The sequence below is a fragment of the Streptomyces cyaneochromogenes genome (assembly GCF_003963535.1).
Classification (GTDB): domain Bacteria; phylum Actinomycetota; class Actinomycetes; order Streptomycetales; family Streptomycetaceae; genus Streptomyces; species Streptomyces shaanxiensis.
Map to the genome: position 1 here is coordinate 9,507,802 of NZ_CP034539.1, position 20,697 is coordinate 9,528,498.

The following is a 20,697-nucleotide window of genomic DNA, read 5'->3' on the forward strand; positions in this document are numbered from 1 at the left end:
TGGGACACTCAGGTGAGTGGGGTGATCTTCCACTCGCGCAAGTGCTCGTCCCAGGACACCTCGAGAGCACCGCCCATGGTCTGTCGGATCGTGGGCAAGTCCAGAGCGGTCAGTTGGCGCAGCGCCTCATTTGAGGCGTCTGCAGATATCCGCAGGGCCACCCCTTCCATGCCCGCATGTTCCGGTTGATTTTCGGGGGGTGGAGGAGCCGGGGATCGGCGGAGCATGGGGGCCCATCGCTGGATCATGGCTCGCGCCGCCTCGCAGCCGTCTTCTCCCGCGTTGCTCACCATGCCTTGGAGAAAGGGAACCAGTGCACCGGTAAGTACCGCCGTCGTGACGACTCCCGCCAGCCCCCGGGGCGGGTTCTGACGTTGGTGGTCCTCGGCTTCGGCGAGGAAGGCATCGGCTTCAGCCATCTTTCCCATGGCCAGCAGGGTGGCTGCCCGCTTGTGAGCAACGCTGAGCTGCCTGCCCGCAAAGTCGATCGGTCGTAGCGGCGCGTTGAGGGGTCGCCTCTTAGCGGAACCGGGTTGGTCGTCCCCGTAATAGGCCCGGAAATACCAGGTCTCGGCCTCCTCGTACGCATTACGCGCTGAGAGGAGGTCACCCAGACGCTCCGCCGCCGGCTGCACGTCGTAGCTGCCGTCCGTCGCCAACGCGGCCCGGCGGTACCAGGCTTCCGCCTCGTCATCCCTGCCGTGACGGGCCAGGAACTCGGCCAGCATGAACTTGCGCGGGCTCTCGTTCTCCGGTTCCTGTTCTGCAGCAGCACGGAACCACGTCTCAGCGTCCGCCAAAGTGCCCTGGCTCAGCAGTTTGATCGCTTCGGCGTCTGTGCCTCGCTTGAGCGCCCGCAGTCTGGCTGCACATCTCGTCAGGAAGGGTGACCCGTAGCGGTCGGCGTCCCAAGGCGTGAACTCGTCGATCCCTTGCTGTCCCATCCCGATCAGCCTCCTGAGGTGTCCCCCATGCCGTTCGCCGACCATGGAAGGCGTCGCGTCGCCCAATGCGAGCCACAAGCGTAGGAGCCAGGTCGACCGAACGACCAGCGCGTGGAAAACCAGTGGAGCGGCGCCGCTGTGTGTCACTAGCGTGCTGCCGAACCCAGTCGTCTGATCAAGGACGTGCCGTTGTACACCGTGTGAGACCTCCCAAGCGCTGATCTGTCGCGCGTCGCGCATGTGCGCCGCGCTGCTTTTTGCTGCGGACTTCTCACTGAAACCGGTGTATTTCTGTGCTCAAAAACTGGGTGGTCATACCCACCTGCCTGCCGCTCGTTGTCCGGCGTTGCCACACTTGCGCGTCCGAGCGTTTCCGGGCGAACGGCAAGTTCCGCGTCAACGCGAACCACAAGCTCATCGACGCCTGGCTCCTCGTGCTCTGTGGCGGCTGCGGGGAAACGGCGAAGCTCACGGTTCTGGAGCGGATGAACGTGCGTTCCGTACGGCCTGAGTTGCTGGACCGGCTGCATGACAACGACTCCCGCCTGGCAGCCGAGCTGCTCCAGGACCCGGTCGTGCGGCGCCGTAATCGCATCTCTCTCGACTGGGACAACGCCTGGCGCCTCGACACCGGCGGTTCGGATCACCTGGACCGCGAGGTGATCGACATCTCGGTGCGCTTTGCGGCGCGGATACCTGTCCGGCCGGTGCGGCTGATCGCCGAAGGCTGCGGTCTGTCGCGGGCCGAGGTCGAGAGGCTGATCACGGAAGGGAAACTCGTGTCGGCAGTCCGGCTGAGCGGCAAGCTCTCCGGCGACTTCACCTTCACGCTCAAGCGCTGAGCGGTCATGTGTTGTGGTCGGCCGGGCGCAGGGGTGGCGACTTCGATACGGTGTCGCGCTCGCTCCTGCGCCCGGCGACCGTGCGGCTCGGGAATCCGGGTGGCTTCGCGCTGCGTTCGGCCAACAGCCACTCGTACGCCCCTGCTGCGTCCAGGAGACCTCGCCCATGTCACTGCCACCGATCGATGCCCTCGTGTTCGACGTGCTCGGCACGCTCGTGGACGAACCCGCCGGTATCCGCGCCGGCATTCGTGAACTCGACCCCTCGCTCGACGATCCCGGGGTCGAGAAGCTCTTGTCGCTGTGGCAGCAGCACATCGAGGGCGAGCAACGTCGCATCCTCGACGGTGTCCGGCCCTACCTCACCAGCGACCACCTCGACCTGGAAGCCGCCCGGCTCGTCGCCGATGCGGTCGGGGTCGGCGCCCCGGACGCCGTGGCGGCGCTGGCCCTGTCAGGTCGCAGGCTCCCGCCGTGGCCCGACACCGTGGCAGGGCTCGCCCGACTCGCCGAACGGTTTCCGCTGATCGGACTCTCCAACGCGAGCCGGACGGCGTTGCTCGGACTGAACGCCCACGCCGGACTGCGCTGGCACCAGGCCCTGTCCGCCGAGGACGCCCGGACCTACAAGCCGGACCCAGCGGTCTACCAGCTTGCCGTCACCGTCTCCGGACGACCGCCGGAGCGGCTCCTCATGGTCGCCGCCCACGCCTGGGACCTGCGCGGAGCACGGCGCCTCGGCCTGCGCACCGCCTACGTCGCCCGCCCGGTCGGGGACCCGCCCACCTCCTCCGACGGCTTCGACCTGCACGCCGCCGACCTGGCCGACCTGGCCGACCAACTGGATGAGGTCTAGGGGGTACGTCCGGCAGGTCATCGGCGGAGCCAGAATCGGCTGCGCGCCGTGGGAAGGGTTCGGCGTAGGCCCTCAGGCTCCCATCGCGAGGAACTCGCGCGCGCCGCGCAACGTGGTCCGCAGCTTGCGCTGGGTGGCGCGGCCGTCCAGGCGGACGTCGAGGGCCCCGGGAAGTGCGCTGTTGGCCCGCAGGCCCGCGGGAAGTCGGGTGACGTCCAGTCCGTCTCGGCCGGCGACGAGGGTTCCGAGTTCGTGACGGCTCACGGCGTCGGGACCTGCCAGATGGTGAACGCCGCTTGCGTCGCGGGCGGCGAGTTCCAGCAGGGCGGCGGCCAGGTCGGTGACGTGGACGGGGCAGCGGATGTCGTCGGTGAACAGGACGCCGTTTCGGGTGCCGGTCGCGTTCTCGTCGTAGTGGACGCGGGCGCCGGAGAACACCGCGTCGCTGGAGACGTGGACCAGGCGGCAGCCGTACTTCGCCGCAGCCAGCGCCAGACGGACAGGGCCCTCAGCCGTAACCGCCCAGTCGGAATCCCCGCTCGTCGCGTTGACGATCAGGCGCGGGCCGGCCTCGGCCACGACTGCTTCGACGCGCTCGGGGTCCCGCAGGTCGAGGGCGTGCCATGCGACCCCCGGAGCGCTGCCGGGTCTGGTCGCGAACGTCGCGGCAGTCGGGAGCCCGGTCGCTGTCGCCTGGCGCACCAGCTCCGTGCCCAGGAACCCGCTACCGCCGATGATCATGACCGTCATGGCGCGACACAGTAATTGAGCCTGCTGCCAGAAGGTGGCTGATCATCGCCGCACGCACGCATTCACGCACGCACCGGCTTCGCATCCCGACGTCGTCGGCTATCGCGGTCGTACCCCACGGCCGCCCCGTCCGGCCCCTCCGCGCGGCGGCGGTGCCGTGCTGCTGCGCAGCACGAGCCGTGTCGGGACGAGGGTGGTGCCCTGGCCGGCCGCGTCCTGGGCGGGGCGGCGGATCTTGCTGAGGACCCCTTCGACGCAGAGCCGTCCCACCTCGGCGAAGTCCTGGTGGATGGTGGTGAGGGGAGGCAGGAAGGACGCGGCCTCGGCGATGTCGTCGAAGCCGACGACGCTGATGTCCTCGGGCACCTTCCGCCCGCGTTCGTGCAGGGCCCGCAGCAGGCCCAGGGCCATCTGGTCGTTGGCGGCGAACACGGCCGTGCACTCCCGCTGGTCGGCGAGCCTGAGACCGGCCCGGTAACCGGACTCGGCCGACCAGTCCCCGCGCACCAGGGGCGGTGCGCCGCGGCCCGCCTCGGCGAGGGTGGTGCGCCACGCGTTGGCGCGGCGCTGGGCGGCGAACGAGTCCTCGGGGCCGGCCAGATGCCACACCGTGTCATGGCCGAGGTCCAGCAGATGCCGTACGGCGTCGCGGGCCCCGCCCACCTGGTCGGTGTCGACCACGGTGTAGCGGTCACCGGCGTCCGAGTCGGCCACCACGACCTGGACGCCGGGCGGCAGCGAGACGGTCGCCGCGTCGAGCAGGTGGATCTCCATGATGACGATGACGGCGTCCACGGCGAGTTCGCCCAGGCGGGAGAAGGCCCCGTTGACCTCGTCCTGCGTCGGCACGGCGACGGGAAGGAGCGTGACGGCGTAGCCCTGCTGGGCGGCGGACGTGGCGATCGCCTCGAGGGTCCGGATGTTCCCCATGGTGGAGAGGGAGAAGGTGATCACGCCGAGGGTGCGGAACTCGCCGCGTTTGAGCGCCCGCGCGGCGCTGTTCGGCCGGTAGCCCAGCTCCCGCATGGCGGCCAGGACCTGTCGACGGGTCTCCTCGGTGACGCCGGGGAAGCCGTTGGAGACGCGGGAGACCGTCTGGGAGGAGACGCCGGCGACGCGGGCGACGTCGGCCATCGAGGCGCCCTGCCGGGGGCGGGTCGTCGTGCGCCGTCTCGTACGGCTCTCCGAACTGCGCGTTCCTGTGGGTGTGCTGCCACCGTCGTCAGTCGTGTCCATCCCGTCCCCCAGCCACGCAACTTTCGGTCCCGGCCGACTCCTTGACCGCCGAGATTCCGACAGTGTAGACATCGCGCCAGTGGATGTTTACGTAAACATTAGCTAGTCGAAACCATACGAGAACGCACCGAAACGCACCAGACCGCCCCGTGCGGGCCCCGATCTCTGCGTTCCGCCGGGACGCGCGGCACGCAGAAGAGCTGGAGTACTCGACATGGCACACCGCACCCGTAAGAGAAGGCTCCTCGGGGCCCTCGGCGTCACCGCTCTGGCGACCGGGACCGTCCTGGCCGCCACCACTCTGCCCGTCGCGCACGCCGACACGGCCGTGGCCGCCGCCGCGGTCACCGTCCGGCCCGACCCCTCCTACCAGCAGGAGAAGTTCGAGGGCTGGGGCACCAGCCTGGTCTGGTTCGCCAACGCCACCGGCGACTACCCGCCCGCGATACGCGAGAAGCTGGCGAGGCTCCTCTTCGGGGACGACGGCCTCGCCCTGAACATCGCCCGCTACAACATCGGCGGCGGCAACGCCCCGGACGTCAAGGACTACCTGCGGGCCGGCGGCGCGGTCGAGGGCTGGTGGAAGGCCCCGGCGGGCACCACCCGCGAGGACGTCGACTGGTGGGACGCCGACGACCCCGCCGACTGGAACGACCGGGCCGACAAGACGCAGCGCTGGTGGGTCGACCGGATCAAGAAGGACATCACCCACTGGGAGACGTTCAGCAACTCGCCGCCGTGGTTCATGACCGAGAGCGGCTACGTCTCCGGCAACTTCGACGCGGGCAAGGACCAGCTCAAGACGGAGTCCGTCGACGACTTCGCCAAGTACCTGGTGGGTGCCACCGAGCGGCTGGAGAAGGCGCACGGCATCAAGGTCGACACCCTGGACCCCTTCAACGAGCCGAACACCAACTACTGGGGCACCAAGCTCGGCGCGGACGGTGAGCCCGTCGGCGGCCGGCAGGAAGGCGCCCACATCGGCCCCGAGCTCCAGCAGAAGGTGCTCCGCGCGCTGGGCCCGGTGCTGAACGAGTCCAGGAGCGACGCGGAGATCTCCGCCATGGACGAGACCAACCCCGGCACGTTCGCCACCAACTGGAACTCCTACCCGCAGGAGGTGCGCGACCTCGTCGGTCAGATGAACGTCCACACCTACGGCACCAGTCAGCGCACGACCGTGCGCGACCTGGCCAAGGCCGCGGACAAGCCCCTGTGGATGAGCGAGGTCGAGGGCGACTGGGGCGACGGCCAGAGCTTCACGGACATGCGGCCGGGCCTGGGCCTCGCCCAGCGCATCGTCGACGACCTGCGTGAACTGGAGCCCAAGGCCTGGGTGTTCTGGCAGCCCGTCGAGGACTACGACAACATGAAGCCCGGCGGCGAGTCCGCCAAGGGCGGCAACTGGGGATCGATCCAGCTCTCCTTCAGCTGCACCTCGAAGGACACCCTCGCAAGCTGCCCGATCTACACCAACACCAAGTTCGACACCGCCCGTAACTTCACCCACTACATCAAGCCCGGCGACCGGCTGATCAAGACGAACGACACCTCCAGCACGGCCGCGCTCTCCCGCAAGGGCGACGCGGCGACCGTCGTCCACGTCAACAGCACCACCGAGGCCCGCGACGTCACCGTCGACCTGTCGAAGTTCGGGCGAGTGTCCTCCAGCGCCACCGTCACCCCGGTGGTGACCAGCGCCGACGGCAAGCTGGAGCGGCAGAAGCCGGTCCGGGTCACCGGCAAGCAGGCCACGATCACCGTGCCCGCCCAGTCCGTGACATCCTTCCTCGTCAAGGGCGTGTCCGGCGTGGCCAAGGACGCGGCCGAGCTCCAGAAGGGCCACACCTACCGGCTGACCGGCGTCCAGAGCGGCAAGGACCTCACGATCGCCGACAACGGCAACGGCCTCGTCATCAAGAGCGCCGGCGCCACCGACCCGAGCGGCCAGCAGTGGCGGCTGGAGGAGACCAGCCGCGGCAACGACAACCGCAAGCGGTACGTCTTCGCCGAGGCGACGCAGGACAAGCGGCTGGCCGTCCGTGACGGCAAGCTGGTGGCCGAGCCCGACGAGGACAGTCGCGACGCCGCCGCCCAGTGGATCATGTCGACCACCGGCGACGGCACCTGGACCCTCGTCAACGCCGCCACCGGCCAACTCCCCGACGTGGGCGGCCAGTCCACGAATGAGGGTGCCGCCGTGGGCGTGTGGCAGCCCAACTCCGGTGCCAACCAACGCTGGAAGGTGACCGAGGTGGCGTCCGCCTCCGCGTCGGACGTCGACGCCGCACAGGCCGGATAACGCCTCCGCCCCACAGCGGAGCGGCTCGTCCCGAGTCCCCGCCTTCGACGTCACCGGCCCGGCCGCGCAGCTCCTGCGGCCGGGCCGGTGACGTCGCGTCGTCCGTTCCCCCGTGGTGGTGCCCGGCGTGAGGATGTGGCCATGGCATGGCTGCGGGAACCCGGCAGGCGGGCCGTCCGGCTCGCGGCCGCGGCGAGTGCGGCGCTGACGCTGAGCGCGTGCGGCCCGGCCGGCTCCGACGCGGGCTCCGGGAAGGTGGCTCCCAAGACCGCGAGACGAAGTACAAGCGAGTGATCGAGGACCCTCACCCGCGCCCCGCCGATGTCATCGTCGCCGACTCGACCCTGGCCGTGCCCTTCGCGGTGCTCGTCGGCGACGCCGACCGCGGCCTCACCGTCACCGCGGACGCGGACGGCACCTGGGAGATCGCGGTCGAGGAACTCCACACCGCCCGCCCGCCATACGCGTCGACGGCGGCCTTCGGCAAGATCGTCGAGGCCGTGCGGAACTCCTTCGCGGACTTCGTCGACGCGGTGGCCCCCTGGCGTACGTCCGCCACCCCGGCCGCCGAACTCGCCGCCTACGTCCTGTGGTCCGCGACGGTGAACCCGGCGGGGCTGGTCGCCCGTCCCGCGGTACTGATGTCCAAGCACTGGATGGACAAGGTCTGGAGCTGGGACCACTGCTTCAACGCGCTCGCCCTCGCCCCCGGGTGCCCCGACCTGGCCCTGGACCAGTTCCACCTGCCCTTCGACCACCAGGGCGAGAGCGGGGCGCTGCCCGACTCGGTCACCCACTCCGAGGTCCTGCACAATTTCGTCAAACCGCCCGTCCACGGCTGGGCGTTCGCTCACCTGCGCCGCCGACTGACCGCGCCTGCGAGCCGGGCGGAACTGGCCGAGGCGTACGACAGGCTGGAACGCTGGACGGACTTCTGGCTCACCGCCCGGCGCGCCCCCGGCGCGGCCCTGCCGCACTACGAGCACGGCAACGACAGCGGCTGGGACAACGCCACCACCTTCGACCCCGAACGGGTGGTCGTCACCGCGGACCTGGCCGCCTTCCTCTTCCTCCAACTGTGCGAACTCGCCGATCTGGCAACGAACTTGGACCGGCCCGACGAGGCGCGTCGGTGGCTGCGAGTCGCCGAGGAGACCCGGGCCGCGCTGCTCGATCAGCTACGGGCTGTCCACGGAGCTGCCGAGCGGGCATACGCGCATCCGGGCGCGGCTGGTGGCGCGTCGACCGGAGAGTCAGCCGAGGGAGTTTCCCTGCGGTGCCGTCAGTGACTGCTCGGCCCAGATGGTCTTGCGGTTGCGGCCGTAGCGCGTGCCCCACCGCTCGGACAGCTGGGCCACCAGGAACAGGCCACGTCCGCCCTCGTCGGTGCTGCGGGCCTGGCGCAGATGGGGGGAGGTGCTGCTGGTGTCGGAGACCTCGCAGATGAGATGGCCGTCGCGGATCAGCCGCAGCAGCACCGGGCCGCCGGCGTACCGGTAGGCGTTCGTGACCAGTTCGCTCACGATCAGTTCGGTGGTGAAGGCGAACTCCTCCAGCCCCCACTCGGTCAGCCGGTCGCTCACCAGAGTCCGGGCCTGGCCGGCCGCGGCGGGCTCGGCCGACAGCTTCCAGGTGGCCACGTTCTGCGCCGCCAGCACCCGCGTCCGGCCCAGCAGCAAGGTGACGTCATCGGCGGGCCGGTCGGGCAGCATCCGCTCCTCCACCGCCTTGCAGGTGTGCTCCAGCGAGTGAGACGGGCCGGCGAGCGTGGAGCGCAGCAGATCCAGGCCCTGGTCGACGTCACGGTGGTCGGCCAGGAGGAGGCCGTCGCTGTACAGGGCGATCAGGCTGCCCTCGTCCAGTTCGAGCTCGGCCGTCTCGAACGGCAGCCCGCCCACGCCGAGCGGTGGTCCGGCGGGGAGGTCGATCGGGCGCACCCGCCCGTCCGGGCCCAGCACGGTCGGCGGCGGGTGGCCCGCGCGAGCCATGGCGCAGTTCCGGGAGACCGGATCGTAGATCGCGTACAGACAGGTCGCGCCCACGATCCGGGGCGTCCTCCTGTCGGCCGCCCGCTGTTCGGTGTCCAGGTAGTCCACCAGGTCGTCGAGCCGGGCGAGGACCTCGTCCGGCGCCATGTCGAGGTGCGCCAGCGTGTGTACGGCGGCGCGCAGCCGGCCCATCGTCGCCGAGGCGTGCATGCCGTGGCCGACGACGTCGCCGACGACCAGGGCGACACGCATTCCCGACAGGGGGATGACGTCGAACCAGTCGCCGCCGACACCGGTGGAGGCCTGCGCGGGCAGATAGCGGTGCGCCGTCTCGACGGCCGGGTGCTCGGGCACCTCACTCGGCAGCAGGCTGCGCTGGAGGGCCTCGGCCGCGTTGTGCTGCTGGGTGTAGCGGCGGGCGTTGTCGATGCAGACCGCGGCCCTGGCGGCGAACTCCTCCGCCAGGGTGAGGTCGTCCTCCTCGAACGGCTCCGGCCGCCGCGAGCGCCACAGGCACACCAGGCCGAGGACCACACCGCGCGCGGCCAGCGGCACCACCATCAGCGAGTGGACCCCCATCGCGAGTGCCTTCGCGGCCCGTTCCGGCTCGGCGGCGAACCATCCGCGATTGCCCTCCAGGAGGGGCTCCAGGACCGGACGCCGTTCGGACAGGCAGCGTGACGGCGCCGTGTCGTCGGGGAAGGAGAACAGGTGGCCGACCGGATACATCACCTGCCGGGCCTCGGGCTGGACGCTGTGCGCCGCCATCCTGCGCAGTGGGCCCATGGCGTCGGGGGCCGGTTCCTCCCCTCGGGGCACGGGTTCCAGCAGATCCACGGAGAGGGCGTCGGCGAGCGTGGGAACCGCCGCCTCGGCCAGCTCGCGCGCCGTCCTGGCCACGTCCAGGGTGCTGCCGATCCTGGCGCCGGCCTCGTTGAGCAGCTGGAGCCGCCGACGGGCCCGATGGCGGTCGGTGACGTCCTCGACGATCTCGGTGACGCCCAGCACCCTGCCGGACGGGTCCTGCATCCGGAAGGCGGACACGGAGACGATCAGTTCCTGCTGGTGGCCCGGCAGCAGCCGGCAGGTCTGCTCGGCGAAGATCAGGGGCCGGCCCGTCTCCAGAACCCCCCTGACCCGTTGCTCGATCAGTTCCGAGTCCGGGCCGAGCAGGAAGTCCGAGGTGCGCAGCCCGCGGTAGGCATCGGCCGGCAGCCCGCCGAACCGCGCGATCGCCCGGTTCACCCGCAGGATGCGCAGGTCCGGGCCGAGCACCGCGACACCCACCGGTGACCGGAGGAAGAAGCCGTCCAGGACGGACCGGTCGATTTCCCACTGGGTGATGTCCTCGGCGAGCGCGCCGACGAGGAACCACTCGACGGTGGAGTCCACGCGTTGCACCCTCCGGGCCCTGAACCCCACGTACACGCGGTCGCCCGCGTGGTTGCGGACCGGCAGCAGACCGAACCAGCCGCGCTCCCGCAGGCACGCGACGGCGGCCTCGGCGATCAGGTCCTCGTCCCCGCTCTCGACCATGACCTCGCGGATCTGTCGGCCCAGCACCTCGTCGGGCCGGTACCCGAGGAGCGCGGTGGCCTGTTCGCTCCAGGCGACGATCCTTCCGCGACCGTCCAGAACGGCGGACGCGGACTGGTGGATCGAAAACGGGTCCTCCGGGCTCTCGCTGAGGGTCTTCGGAGATGTGTTGCGCATCGCCCACCCATCTCGCGCCGTTGACGGGGCCCGCGGAGCGGTGCCCCGGGGCGCTCCTACCGATCCGAGTGCCTGGTTTGCAGCGGCTCACCCCCAGTATCGGTTGTACGGGCACCGAGCGCTTCGTCGTCGCGTCCGGACAGTCGGTCGGGGGACGCGTGTGAGGGTCCGACGTACTGGTTCACCGGGGGAGCGCCCGGGCGAGGAGCACCGCCACGTCGTCGTCCGCCGCCTCGGGCATGACGTGGGCCAGGAGGTCGTCGCAGACCTGTTCCAGCGGACGCCCCGGATGCCGTAGCGCCTGCGCCAGTCGGCGCATGCCCTGGTCGAGGTCCGTGCCACGGGTCTCGATGAGACCGTCGGTGTAGATCACCAGGAGGCCGCGGGGTGGCAGGTCCAGCCGCTGGATCTCGCAGTCCTGCCTGCCCACGCCGAGGGGCGGGCCCGCGGGTCCGTCCAGGAAGGCGACCGTTCCCCGCTCGTCGACGACCACCGGGGGCGGGTGGCCGGCCCGGGCGATCAGGCAGTGGCCGGTGTCCGGATCGTGCACGGCGTACAGGCAGGTGGCCATCTCGTTGTCGCCCAGGTCCGCCACGGCGGCGTCCAGGGACCGCAGCACGTCGTCGGGCGCGGTGTCCCGGCGTGCCAGGGTCCGTACGGCGGTGCGCAGTTGGCCCATGACCGCCGCGGCGTGGATGCCGTGCCCCATCACGTCCCCGATCACCAGCGCGGTCCGGCCGCCCGACAGGGCGATGGCGTCGAACCAGTCGCCGCCGACCTCGTGCTCACCGGCCGGCAGATAGCGCCCGGTGAGCTCCAGCCCGCTGACGGTGGGCAGGGAGGGGTTCATCAGGCTGCGCTGGAGGGTGAGCGCCGCGTCGCGTTCCCGGCTGTACATGCGGGCGTTGTCGATGTTCAGCGCCGCTCGGGCCACCAGCTCGTCGATCAGCAGCGTGTCCTGGTCGTCGAACGGCTCCCGGTCGCGGGTCCGGGTCACCGCGACCGCGCCGAGCACGGTGCCCCGGGCCACCAGCGGGATCAGGCGCGCCGAGCCCACGCGGGCGCGCAGGTACTCGCGCAGCCGGTCGGCGCCGGGGACGGTGACCAGCGGGCCGATGTCGCTCAGGTAGAGGTTCATGGGCCGCCCGGCACTGATCAGCCGCTCGTACATCGAGCCGGGAGGGACCTGAAGGGTCATGCCGACCGCGAGGTAGTCGGCAGGCGCGGCCGGATCCGTGAAGGTCGCCGCGACGCGCCGGACCACACCGTGCGCCGACGCGGCGGTCTCGTCCGGTGCCATCGCCTCCTCCAGCAGCTGGACGTCGGCGGAGTCGGCCAGCCGGGGCACCAGGACGCGGACCACCTCCTGCGCGGTCTGCGTCAGGTCCAGGGTGGAACCCATCTGTGTGCCCGCCTCCGCCAGCAGGGCGAGGCGCTGCCGTGCCCGCTCCGCCTCCAGGTGGGCGCGCTGCCCCTCCGTGACGTCGATCAGCGAGGCGATCACTCCCATCCGTTGGCCGGACGCGCCGAGCAAGGGGGCGTAGGAGCAGGACCACGTCCGCTGCCGTTCCGGGTCCGCCGTGCTGGAGGTGTGGCGGAAGTCCACCACGGCCTCACCCCGGTCGAGGACCTGCCGCATGACCGACTCCAGCGAGCCGGCGCCGGGGGCGACCTCGGTCACGGTTCTGCCGACGTGCTCGGCCACCGGGACGCCGTCCATCCGGGCCAGGGCCTCGTTGACCCGGAGGAAGCGCAGGTCGGGACCGAGCATGGCCAGGCCGATCGGGGACTGCGTGAACAGGCCCTCCAGCGCGGCCAGCGCGTCCCGCATCCGCTCCACGGCGGAGGTCTCCGCCGCGATGGCCAGGACACCTGTACGCCCCTGCGCGTCCGCGATGGGACAGTGCCACATCTCCATGTCGACCAGGGTCCCGTCGCGATGCCGGACCGGCAGCCGTGCCACCACCGCCGCGCCCGTGCGCACCGCCCGGCCCAGACTGTCGGCCAGCTCCCGGTTCTCGCCCGGAACGAGGACGCGCCTGGCGTCCTGGCCCACGACCTGCTCCGGCGTGTGACCGAGCAGGTCCTGCGCGGCGAGCGACCACTGCACCAGGCGCCCGTCGGCATCGACCACCCAGAGGGCCAGCGGGAGCAGGTCCTGGAACACCCCGGCATGCCCGGCCGCGGACGGGCGCCGATCCGGCGTTTCGCCGATCGCGTCGCGCACATCCGACCCGCGGTGACTCGCGCTGGTCATAGGGGCACCTCGCTCACACCGCCCTAGACCACAAGAGGCTCAAGGACAGCGTAGGCCCGTCCGGCCGCACGCGGGTCGGTGATCGATCATCGATAAGTGGCCCGGCTCACATGGCGTGCGAGGGGAGTCGCCGACACCATGGGTGCTCAGTCACCGGCAGGCCGAAGGGATCAAGGATGTTCCGCAAGGTGCTGGTCGCCAACCGCGGCGAGATCGCGATTCGCGCGTTCCGCGCAGGCTACGAGCTGGGCGCGCGCACCGTCGCCGTCTTCCCGCACGAGGACCGCAACTCCCTGCATCGGCTGAAGGCCGACGAGGCCTACGAGATCGGCGAGCCGGGTCACCCGGTGCGGGCCTATCTCTCCGTGGAGGAGATCGTCCGCGCGGCCCGCCGCGCGGGGGCCGACGCCGTCTACCCGGGGTACGGATTCCTGTCCGAGAACCCCGATCTGGCCCGGGCGTGCGAAGAGGCGGGCATCACGTTCGTCGGACCGAGCGCGGACATCCTGGAGCTGACCGGGAACAAGGCACGCGCGGTCGCCGCGGCCCGCGCGGCCGACGTGCCGGTCCTGGGTTCCTCGGAGCCGTCCACCGACGTGGACGAACTCGTCCGTGCCGCCGAGGACATCGGCTTCCCCGTGTTCGTCAAGGCGGTCGCGGGCGGCGGCGGGCGCGGCATGCGCCGGGTCGAGGAGCCCGCCCAGCTGCGGGAGTCCATCGAGGCGGCGTCCCGCGAGGCCGCGTCCGCGTTCGGCGATCCGACGGTCTTCCTGGAGAAGGCGGTGGTGGAGCCCCGCCACATCGAGGTGCAGATCCTCGCCGACGGGCAGGGCAACGTCATCCACCTGTTCGAGCGGGACTGTTCGGTGCAGCGCCGCCACCAGAAGGTGATCGAGCTGGCGCCCGCGCCGAACCTCGACCCTGAGCTGCGCGACCGGATCTGCGCCGACGCCGTGCGGTTCGCCCGGCAGATCGGCTACCGCAACGCCGGCACCGTGGAGTTCCTGCTCGACCGCGAGGGCAACCACGTCTTCATCGAGATGAACCCGCGTATCCAGGTCGAGCACACGGTGACCGAAGAGGTCACCGACGTCGATCTGGTGCAGTCGCAGCTGCGCATCGCCGCCGGCGAGACCCTGGCCGACCTCGGCCTCGCCCAGGAGACCGTCACGCTGCGCGGCGCCGCGCTGCAGTGCCGTATCACCACCGAGGACCCGGCCAACGGCTTCCGCCCGGACACCGGCCGCATCAGCGCCTACCGCTCGCCCGGCGGCTCGGGCATCCGCCTCGACGGCGGAACCACCCACGCCGGCACGGAGATCAGCGCGCACTTCGACTCCATGCTGGTGAAACTCACCTGCCGGGGCCGGGACTTCACCGCCGCCGTCGGCCGCGCCCGGCGTGCCGTGGCCGAGTTCCGCATCCGCGGCGTGGCCACCAACATCCCCTTCCTGCAGGCGGTCCTTGACGACGCCGACTTCCAGGCCGGCCGGGTCACCACGTCGTTCATCGAGCAGCGTCCGCACCTGCTCACCGCCCGCCACTCCGCGGACCGCGGCACGAAGCTGCTCACCTTCCTGGCCGACGTCACCGTGAACAAGCCGCACGGCGAACGGCCCGACCTGCTCGAACCGCTGACCAAGCTGCCCGCGCTGCCCGCCGGTGAGCCCCCCGCCGGGTCCCGGCAGCGGCTCGCCGAGCTCGGCCCCGAGGGCTTCGCGAGCTGGCTGCGCGCGTCGCCGACCATCGGCGTCACCGACACCACGTTCCGCGACGCCCACCAGTCGCTGCTCGCCACGCGCGTCCGCACCAAGGACATGCTCGCCATCGCCCCGGTGGTGGCCCGCACCCTGCCCCAGCTGCTGTCCCTGGAGTGCTGGGGCGGCGCGACCTACGACGTCGCCCTGCGCTTCCTCGCCGAGGACCCGTGGGAGCGCCTGGCGGCCCTGCGGGAGGCCGCCCCGAACATCTGCCTGCAGATGCTGCTGCGCGGCCGCAACACCGTGGGCTACACGCCGTATCCCACCGAGGTGACCGACGCCTTCGTGCAGGAGGCGGCGGCCACCGGCATCGACATCTTCCGTATCTTCGACGCCCTCAACGACGTCGACCAGATGCGGCCCGCCATCCAGGCCGTACGGGAGACGGGAACGGCCGTCGCCGAGGTGGCCCTGTGCTACACCTCCGACCTGTCCGACCCGTCGGAGCGCCTGTACACCCTGGACTACTACCTGCGGCTGGCCGAGCAGATCGTGGACGCGGGCGCCCACGTCCTGGCCGTCAAGGACATGGCGGGCCTGCTGCGGGCACCGGCCGCGGCGAAGCTGGTGTCGGCCCTGCGCCGGGAGTTCGACCTGCCGGTCCACATCCACACCCACGACACCGCGGGCGGCCAGCTGGCCACCTACCTCGCCGCGATCCAGGCCGGCGCGGACGCGGTGGACGGCGCGGTGGCGTCCATGGCGGGCACCACCTCGCAGCCCTCCCTGTCGGCGATCGTGGCCGCGACCGACCACTCCGAGCGTCCCACCGGCCTCGGCCTCCAGGCCGTCGGCGACCTGGAGCCGTACTGGGAGAGCGTCCGCAAGGTCTATGCCCCCTTCGAGGCGGGTCTGGCCTCGCCGACCGGACGCGTCTACCACCACGAGATCCCCGGCGGACAGCTCTCCAACCTGCGTACCCAGGCGGTCGCGTTGGGTCTGGGCGACCGTTTCGAGGACATCGAGGCGATGTACGCCGCCGCCGACCGGATGCTCGGCCGTCTGGTGAAGGTCACCCCCTCGTCGAAGGTGGTCGGCGACCTGGCGCTGCACCTGGTGGGCGCCGGCGTGTCCCCGCGGGACTTCGAGACGGACCCGGACAGGTTCGACATCCCCGACTCCGTCATCGGCTTCCTGCGCGGCGAGCTGGGCACCCCGCCCGGCGGCTGGCCCGAGCCGTTCCGCAGCAAGGCGCTGCGGGGCCGGGCCGAGGCCAAGCCGGTGCAGGAGCTGAGCGCGGACGACCGCGAGGGGCTGGCGAAGGACCGGCGGGCGACCCTCAACCGACTGCTGTTCCCCGGACCGACGCGCGAGTTCGACACGCACCGTGACACCTACGGCGACACCAGCGTGCTGGACAGCAAGGACTTCTTCTACGGGTTGCGCCCGGGCAAGGAGTACTCCGTCGACCTCGAACGCGGTGTGCGGCTGCTGATCGAGCTGCAGGCCGTCGGCGACGCGGACGAGCGCGGCATGCGCACCGTGATGTCCACCCTGAACGGCCAGTTGCGGCCGATCCAGGTCCGTGACCGGGCGGCGGCCTCGGACGTCCCGGTGACGGAGAAGGCCGACCGGGCCAACCCCGGTCACGTCGCGGCGCCGTTCGCCGGCGTGGTCACCCTCACCGTCGCCGAGGGGGACGAGGTGGCGGCCGGTGCCACGGTGGCCACCATCGAGGCGATGAAGATGGAGGCGTCGATCACCGCCGCGAAGTCCGGCAGGGTGGCGCGACTGGCCATCAATCCCGTCCAGCAGGTTGAGGGCGGCGATCTCCTGGTCGAACTCGCCTGAGCCGCCCGCCGTCCGCCGTCGAGCCCCGCGCAGGGGAGACACCCGCGCGGGGCTCCGGCGAGATGTCGCCCGGACCGGATGTCCTCGGGCATTCGTCCATTTCCGGCCTGGACGGACACTGACGGGCCGATTGGACCGCCAACCGCCGGGAACGGACTTGGATACTGTGAAGCGGGCGTCCCCTGGGGTGAGGTGAGCCTTCTTGGTGGTTCATGGTGCGCTTCGTGGCCGGGCCGGTGAGGGTGCGGTCGAGGTCGCGCGGCTCGGTGGTCTGTGGCGGGTCACGCGCCCCTGGCATCCGGGGCTCAGGCCGTTCCTGCGCAGCTATGTCGGCTACTGGGAAGCCGTGACCACGCCGTACGAGGCGCGGTTGGTGCCGACCGGGTGCGCGACCTTGCTGATCAGCCTCGCGGAGCCGTTCTCCCAGGTCCGGCGCTTGGGCGTACCGGGCGGGGGCACCGGGAGGATCGGGTCGCTGGTGGTCGGGCTGGAGGACCGGCCCGCGATCTGTGTGCATCCCGGCGGCCAGGAGGCGATCCGGGTCGAGTTCACGCCGCTGGGCGCCTACCGGCTGTTCGGCCTGCCGATGAGCGAGCTGACGAACCTGGCCATCGATGTCCGGGACGTTCTGGGGCCCGACGCCGGGACGCTGGTGGAGCGGCTGGCGTCCACTCCGGACTGGGCGGCTAGGTTCGACCTGCTGGACGCGGCGTTGCTCGCCCGGCTCGGGTACGGTCCGGAGCCCGCGCCCGAGGTCGGCTACGCCTGGCAACTGCTCTCCGGCAGCGCGGGGGCGATCCCGATCGCCCGCATCGCCGCCGAAGTGGGGTGGAGCCAGGGGTACTTGATCCGGCGGTTCACCCAGCAGATCGGGCTCACGCCCAAGGCGTCCGCCCGGGTGCTGCGCTTCCGCCACGCCGTGGCGCTGCTCAGTCGCGGGGCCGCGAGCCTGACCGACATCTCGGAGGCCTGCGGCTTCTACGACCAGTCCCACCTCAACCGCGAGTTCCGGGCCATCGCCGGCACCACACCCGGACAGATGGTCGCCTCTCGCCGGGTCGAAGGGGCACTGGCTCTGTCGGCGAGTGCAAATTCGTCCAAGACCGAACCGCCTGCCGGACGGTAGCGTCCCCGCCGTACAACCGACGGCCGGTCGGGCGGCGCGGGGGACCGTCCGGCCGGCGTCCAGCGCCTCCCGGCCGGCGGCCGGGCCCGCGGAGTCGAGGCTCGGTACTCGGCGTCAACCCCCCGCTTCACAGGCGCGTGCCAAGAACTCCAGCGGTGAACTCCGCCAACCGCGCGCGCAGTTCCTCGCGTGGCACCCCCTTCTCCCCGGCCAGGTACTCGACGAGATCCGCCCGGGTGGCGGCGAGCAGTGCGTGGGCGGCGAAGTCGCTGTCGGTCGCGCCCGGGGCGCGGTCCAGGAGGTCCCGCAGCAGCGTGTGCCAGCGTTCATAGTGCTCCGTCCGGTACGGGCTGTCCGAGCCGGTGGTCTCCAGGGCCAGCGCGAGATGGCGGTTGTCGAGCTTGAAGCACAGGACGGCGTCGAGCAGTGCCGGTACGCGCCGCGGCGGCGGTGTGGCGGGGCCCAGCGGCTCAGGCCCTTCTTCGACGGCCTTCCTCAGGGGTTCGAGTCGGGCGGCGCAGAGCGCCCGGATCAGTCCGGTGCGGTCGCCGAAGGCGCGGAAGAGGGTTCCTTTGCCGACGCCGGCCGCCGCCGCGATGTCGGCCATCGTGACCTCCTCGGGGTTTTGGCATGCGGCGAACAGGGCGTCGGCCGCCTCGAACACGGCTGCCCGGTTTCGGACCGCGTCCTTGCGGGGCTTGCGTTCGGGCATGGGGCTCCTCCGGTTTGCGATGCGGACCGGCGGTCCGTATCGTTCACGGAAGAAGCGGACCGCTGGTCCGTATCTTACGGGACGGAGAGACTCATGCCCGCGACCACCTCACCGGCGGACCTGTACCGCCACAGCCTGCAGCTGCTGCTGGACAAGGACATTCCCGCCTGGGTCGGCCTCTGGGCCGACGACGGCGTCATGGAGTTCCCCTTCGCGCCCCCGAACTGGCCCGAGCGGTTGGAGGGCCGGGAGGCCATCGCCGCCTATATGCGCGACTACCCCGACCACATCGACCTGCACGACTTCCCCGACCTGCGGATCCATCGGACGACCGACGCCGGGACCATCGTGGTCGAGATGCGCGGTGTGGGCCGTATGGTCGAGACGGGGGGACCCTTCGAGATGACGTACATCGCCGTCGTGACCGTCCAGGACGGGCGCTTCACCTCCTACCGCGACTACTGGAACCCCCTCGCCGTCCACGAACCCGGCATGAACTTCACCGCGAGCGACGCCCGATGACCCCCACCGGCCCCACCCTGGTCGTCGGCGCCTCCGGCACCACGGGCAGCCGCACCGTCCGACAGCTGATCGCCGCCGGCCACCCGGTCAGGGCAGCCGGCCGGCGAGCCACCCGGCTGCCGGGCGCGCAACCGGTGCGCTTCGACTGGTACGACCCCGCCACCTTCGGTGACGCTCTGGCCGATGTCGACCGTCTCTACCTCGTTCCCCCTGTGGGTGATCCGGAGCCGGCCGCGGTCATGGTGCCCTTCCTCCGGCAGGCCCGCGCCGCCGGAGTGGAGCGCGCGGTACTGCTCAGCTCCTCGGCAATACCGAAGGGCGGCCCGGCGGTCGGGGTGGTGCACCAGGTCCTGCCGGGCCTGTTCGATCAGTGGGCGGTGCTGCGGCCCTCGTGGTTCATGCAGAACTTCACCGGCACGCACACCCACGCCGACAGCATTCGGGAGCACGGCGTCATCCGGACCGCCGCCGGGTCCGGACGGGTCGGATTCGTCGACGCCGACGACATCGCCGCCGTCGCCGTACATGCCCTGACCGACGAGCGTGCCCCCAATGGGGACCTGGTCCTGACCGGGCCCGAGCCTCTCGGTCACGACGACATCGCCGCGATTCTCACGCAGGTCACCGGCCGTCCTGTGACCCACCATCGGCTGACCTGCGACGCCCTGCGCGACCGGCTCGCCGCAGTGATACCGCTGGAGTTCGCCACCATGCTGGCCGACATGGACCGCGCCATCGCCGAGGGGGCCGAAGACCGCACGACTGACACCGTCCTACGCTTGACCGGCCGCCCGCCCAGCGATTTCCGGACGGTCGCGGAGCGGGAGTTGTCGCCTCGGACGGCCCCCGCGGCGAGCCCGACGCGGTAGGCGAGGGCCGCGCTTCGGTCCCACGTCAGTCCAGCACCGCGGTGGCCTCCACCTCGACCAGATGCTCCGGTACGTCCAGTGCCGCGACGCCGATCAGCGTGGCGGGCGGCACCGGGGTTACTCCCAGACGCTTGCCCGCGCGGGCGATGCCGTCCATGAGCCGGGGCATCTTGTCGGGGGTCCAGTCGACGACGTAGATGGTCAGCTTCGCCACGTCGCCCAACGAGGCGCCGACACCGGCCAGGGCGGTGGCGACGTTGACGTAGCACTGCTCGACCTGGGCGGCGAGGTCGCCCTCGCCGACCGTGACGCCGTCGGCGTCCCACGCGACCTGCCCGGCCAGGAAGACGAGCCTCGAACCGGACGCGACCGACACCTGCCGGTAGGCGTCGATCTCCGGCAGTCCGGTGGGATTCACCAGGGTGATGGCCATGCGGCCGCCTCCTTGAATCGGACCAGGACACTCCCCTGGTCACTTGTGGTTACTCGGGAACCATAGGAGAGTGTGCTCTGACGTGGAAGAACGCACTTTTCGGTGACTGGGGAACCAGATGGGAACCAAGCAGCTCAAGGGCTCGGTGGACGAAGCGGACGTGACGCGCGCGGACTCCTTGGCGCGGGAGATCTTCTCGGACATCGCCAACAAGTGGGCGCTGCTGATCATCGAGTGCATCGCCGACCGCACCCTGCGCTTCAGTGAGCTGCGGGACGGGATCGAGGGCATCAGCCACAAGATGCTCACCCAGAACCTGCGCATGCTGGAGCGCAACGGCCTCGTCGACCGCACGGTGTACCCCACGGTCCCGGCCAAGGTCGAGTACACCCTCACCGAGCCGGGCCGGGCGCTGCGGGTGACGATCGACGGCATGTGCGACTGGACCCACGCCTACCTGGGCCACATCGAGGAGTCGCGGCGCCGCTTCGGGGACTGACGCGTCAGCCGGAGGGGCCGGTGGGCGGCCTTGTCCGGGCCGGATGTGAGAACCGCGCATGATCACCTCATCGAGGGAGCGGCCAAACGATTCGCCA

The 20,697-nt window shown here is 71.1% G+C and carries 15 protein-coding genes and 1 pseudogene; 9 read left to right on the plus strand and 7 right to left on the minus strand.

What is annotated here, in order from left to right:
- Positions 1-8: 8 nt before the first annotated feature.
- Positions 9-944, minus strand: a complete 936-nt coding sequence (locus EJ357_RS42705) for a tetratricopeptide repeat protein (RefSeq protein WP_126397480.1) — start codon at positions 942-944, stop codon at positions 9-11.
- Between the two features lie 293 nt (positions 945-1,237).
- Between EJ357_RS42705 and EJ357_RS42710 the strand changes: the two genes are divergently transcribed.
- Together EJ357_RS42710 and EJ357_RS42715 are read left to right on the plus strand one after the other, a co-directional pair.
- The gene (locus EJ357_RS42710; RefSeq protein ID WP_126397482.1) at positions 1,238-1,786 is read left to right on the plus strand and encodes a DUF1062 domain-containing protein; all 549 of its coding nucleotides are present in this window, start codon (positions 1,238-1,240) and stop codon (positions 1,784-1,786) included.
- 166 nt (positions 1,787-1,952) lie between these two features.
- Entirely contained in the window at positions 1,953-2,642 is a 690-nt protein-coding gene (locus tag EJ357_RS42715) for a haloacid dehalogenase type II (protein WP_126397484.1), read from the plus strand.
- 72 nt (positions 2,643-2,714) lie between these two features.
- Here the strand turns inward: EJ357_RS42715 and EJ357_RS42720 are convergent, their stop codons facing one another.
- The gene (locus EJ357_RS42720) at positions 2,715-3,392 is read right to left on the minus strand and encodes a sugar nucleotide-binding protein (RefSeq protein WP_126397486.1); all 678 of its coding nucleotides are present in this window, start codon (positions 3,390-3,392) and stop codon (positions 2,715-2,717) included.
- Between the two features lie 99 nt (positions 3,393-3,491).
- A complete protein-coding gene (locus tag EJ357_RS42725) occupies positions 3,492-4,628 on the minus strand; it encodes a LacI family DNA-binding transcriptional regulator (RefSeq protein WP_228472782.1) in 1,137 nt (378 codons plus the stop codon).
- A 214-nt stretch (positions 4,629-4,842) separates the two neighbouring features.
- Between EJ357_RS42725 and EJ357_RS42730 the strand changes: the two genes are divergently transcribed.
- Together EJ357_RS42730 and EJ357_RS42735 are read left to right on the plus strand one after the other, a co-directional pair.
- Entirely contained in the window at positions 4,843-6,930 is a 2,088-nt protein-coding gene (locus EJ357_RS42730) for a glycoside hydrolase (protein ID WP_126397488.1), read from the plus strand.
- 368 nt (positions 6,931-7,298) lie between these two features.
- Positions 7,299-8,111 (plus strand): annotated as a pseudogene (locus EJ357_RS42735) (MGH1-like glycoside hydrolase domain-containing protein); the annotation flags it as partial.
- A 72-nt stretch (positions 8,112-8,183) separates the two neighbouring features.
- Here the strand turns inward: EJ357_RS42735 and EJ357_RS42740 are convergent.
- Both EJ357_RS42740 and EJ357_RS42745 read right to left on the minus strand, forming a co-directional pair.
- Positions 8,184-10,631 carry a SpoIIE family protein phosphatase gene (locus tag EJ357_RS42740; RefSeq protein ID WP_126397490.1) on the minus strand — a complete coding sequence of 816 codons (2,448 nt, stop codon included), beginning with the start codon at positions 10,629-10,631 and terminating at the stop codon, positions 8,184-8,186.
- A gap of 181 nt (positions 10,632-10,812) precedes the next feature.
- On the minus strand, positions 10,813-12,888 hold the full coding sequence (locus EJ357_RS42745; RefSeq protein WP_175647730.1) for a SpoIIE family protein phosphatase: 2,076 nt from the start codon (positions 12,886-12,888) through the stop codon (positions 10,813-10,815).
- 176 nt (positions 12,889-13,064) lie between these two features.
- Between EJ357_RS42745 and EJ357_RS42750 the strand changes: the two genes are divergently transcribed.
- On the plus strand, positions 13,065-16,439 hold the full coding sequence (locus tag EJ357_RS42750; protein ID WP_126397492.1) for a pyruvate carboxylase: 3,375 nt from the start codon (positions 13,065-13,067) through the stop codon (positions 16,437-16,439).
- 205 nt (positions 16,440-16,644) lie between these two features.
- Positions 16,645-17,565 carry a helix-turn-helix domain-containing protein gene (locus EJ357_RS42755; protein ID WP_126400806.1) on the plus strand — a complete coding sequence of 307 codons (921 nt, stop codon included), beginning with the start codon at positions 16,645-16,647 and terminating at the stop codon, positions 17,563-17,565.
- A 127-nt stretch (positions 17,566-17,692) separates the two neighbouring features.
- Here EJ357_RS42755 and EJ357_RS42760 read toward each other — a convergent pair whose 3' ends face one another.
- Positions 17,693-18,277 carry a TetR/AcrR family transcriptional regulator gene (locus EJ357_RS42760; protein ID WP_126397494.1) on the minus strand — a complete coding sequence of 195 codons (585 nt, stop codon included), beginning with the start codon at positions 18,275-18,277 and terminating at the stop codon, positions 17,693-17,695.
- 93 nt (positions 18,278-18,370) lie between these two features.
- On the opposite strand from EJ357_RS42760, the gene EJ357_RS42765 reads away from it, so the two are divergent.
- Both EJ357_RS42765 and EJ357_RS42770 read left to right on the plus strand, forming a co-directional pair.
- Positions 18,371-18,799: a nuclear transport factor 2 family protein gene (locus tag EJ357_RS42765; RefSeq protein WP_126397496.1), complete on the plus strand. Its 429-nt coding sequence runs from the start codon at positions 18,371-18,373 to the stop codon at positions 18,797-18,799.
- Positions 18,796-19,668 (plus strand): NmrA family NAD(P)-binding protein, encoded by an 873-nt coding sequence (locus tag EJ357_RS42770; RefSeq protein ID WP_126397498.1) that lies wholly within the window; start codon positions 18,796-18,798, stop codon positions 19,666-19,668. Before EJ357_RS42765 ends, EJ357_RS42770 begins: the two co-directional genes overlap by 4 nt.
- Positions 19,669-19,693: 25 nt before the next feature.
- Here the strand turns inward: EJ357_RS42770 and EJ357_RS42775 are convergent, their stop codons facing one another.
- Positions 19,694-20,101, minus strand: a complete 408-nt coding sequence (locus EJ357_RS42775; RefSeq protein WP_126397500.1) for a RidA family protein — start codon at positions 20,099-20,101, stop codon at positions 19,694-19,696.
- 118 nt (positions 20,102-20,219) lie between these two features.
- Between EJ357_RS42775 and EJ357_RS42780 the strand changes: the two genes are divergently transcribed.
- Positions 20,220-20,600 (plus strand): winged helix-turn-helix transcriptional regulator, encoded by a 381-nt coding sequence (locus EJ357_RS42780; protein WP_126397502.1) that lies wholly within the window; start codon positions 20,220-20,222, stop codon positions 20,598-20,600.
- Positions 20,601-20,697 lie beyond the last annotated feature (97 nt).

Bases quoted from the DNA above. Each gene is read 5' to 3' on its own strand.
- EJ357_RS42720 (WP_126397486.1), bottom strand. From the start codon at position 3,392: ATGACGGTCATGATCATCGGCGGTAGCGGGTTCCTGGGCACGGAGCTG.
- EJ357_RS42715 (WP_126397484.1), top strand. From the start codon at position 1,953: ATGTCACTGCCACCGATCGATGCCCTCGTGTTCGACGTGCTCGGCACG.
- EJ357_RS42760 (WP_126397494.1), bottom strand. From the start codon at position 18,277: ATGCCCGAACGCAAGCCCCGCAAGGACGCGGTCCGAAACCGGGCAGCC.
- EJ357_RS42780 (WP_126397502.1), top strand. From the start codon at position 20,220: ATGGGAACCAAGCAGCTCAAGGGCTCGGTGGACGAAGCGGACGTGACG.
- EJ357_RS42775 (WP_126397500.1), bottom strand. From the start codon at position 20,101: ATGGCCATCACCCTGGTGAATCCCACCGGACTGCCGGAGATCGACGCC.
- EJ357_RS42745 (WP_175647730.1), bottom strand. From the start codon at position 12,888: ATGACCAGCGCGAGTCACCGCGGGTCGGATGTGCGCGACGCGATCGGC.
- EJ357_RS42770 (WP_126397498.1), top strand. From the start codon at position 18,796: ATGACCCCCACCGGCCCCACCCTGGTCGTCGGCGCCTCCGGCACCACG.
- EJ357_RS42705 (WP_126397480.1), bottom strand. From the start codon at position 944: ATGGGACAGCAAGGGATCGACGAGTTCACGCCTTGGGACGCCGACCGC.
- EJ357_RS42725 (WP_228472782.1), bottom strand. From the start codon at position 4,628: ATGGACACGACTGACGACGGTGGCAGCACACCCACAGGAACGCGCAGT.
- EJ357_RS42765 (WP_126397496.1), top strand. From the start codon at position 18,371: ATGCCCGCGACCACCTCACCGGCGGACCTGTACCGCCACAGCCTGCAG.
- EJ357_RS42740 (WP_126397490.1), bottom strand. From the start codon at position 10,631: ATGCGCAACACATCTCCGAAGACCCTCAGCGAGAGCCCGGAGGACCCG.
- EJ357_RS42750 (WP_126397492.1), top strand. From the start codon at position 13,065: ATGTTCCGCAAGGTGCTGGTCGCCAACCGCGGCGAGATCGCGATTCGC.
- EJ357_RS42730 (WP_126397488.1), top strand. From the start codon at position 4,843: ATGGCACACCGCACCCGTAAGAGAAGGCTCCTCGGGGCCCTCGGCGTC.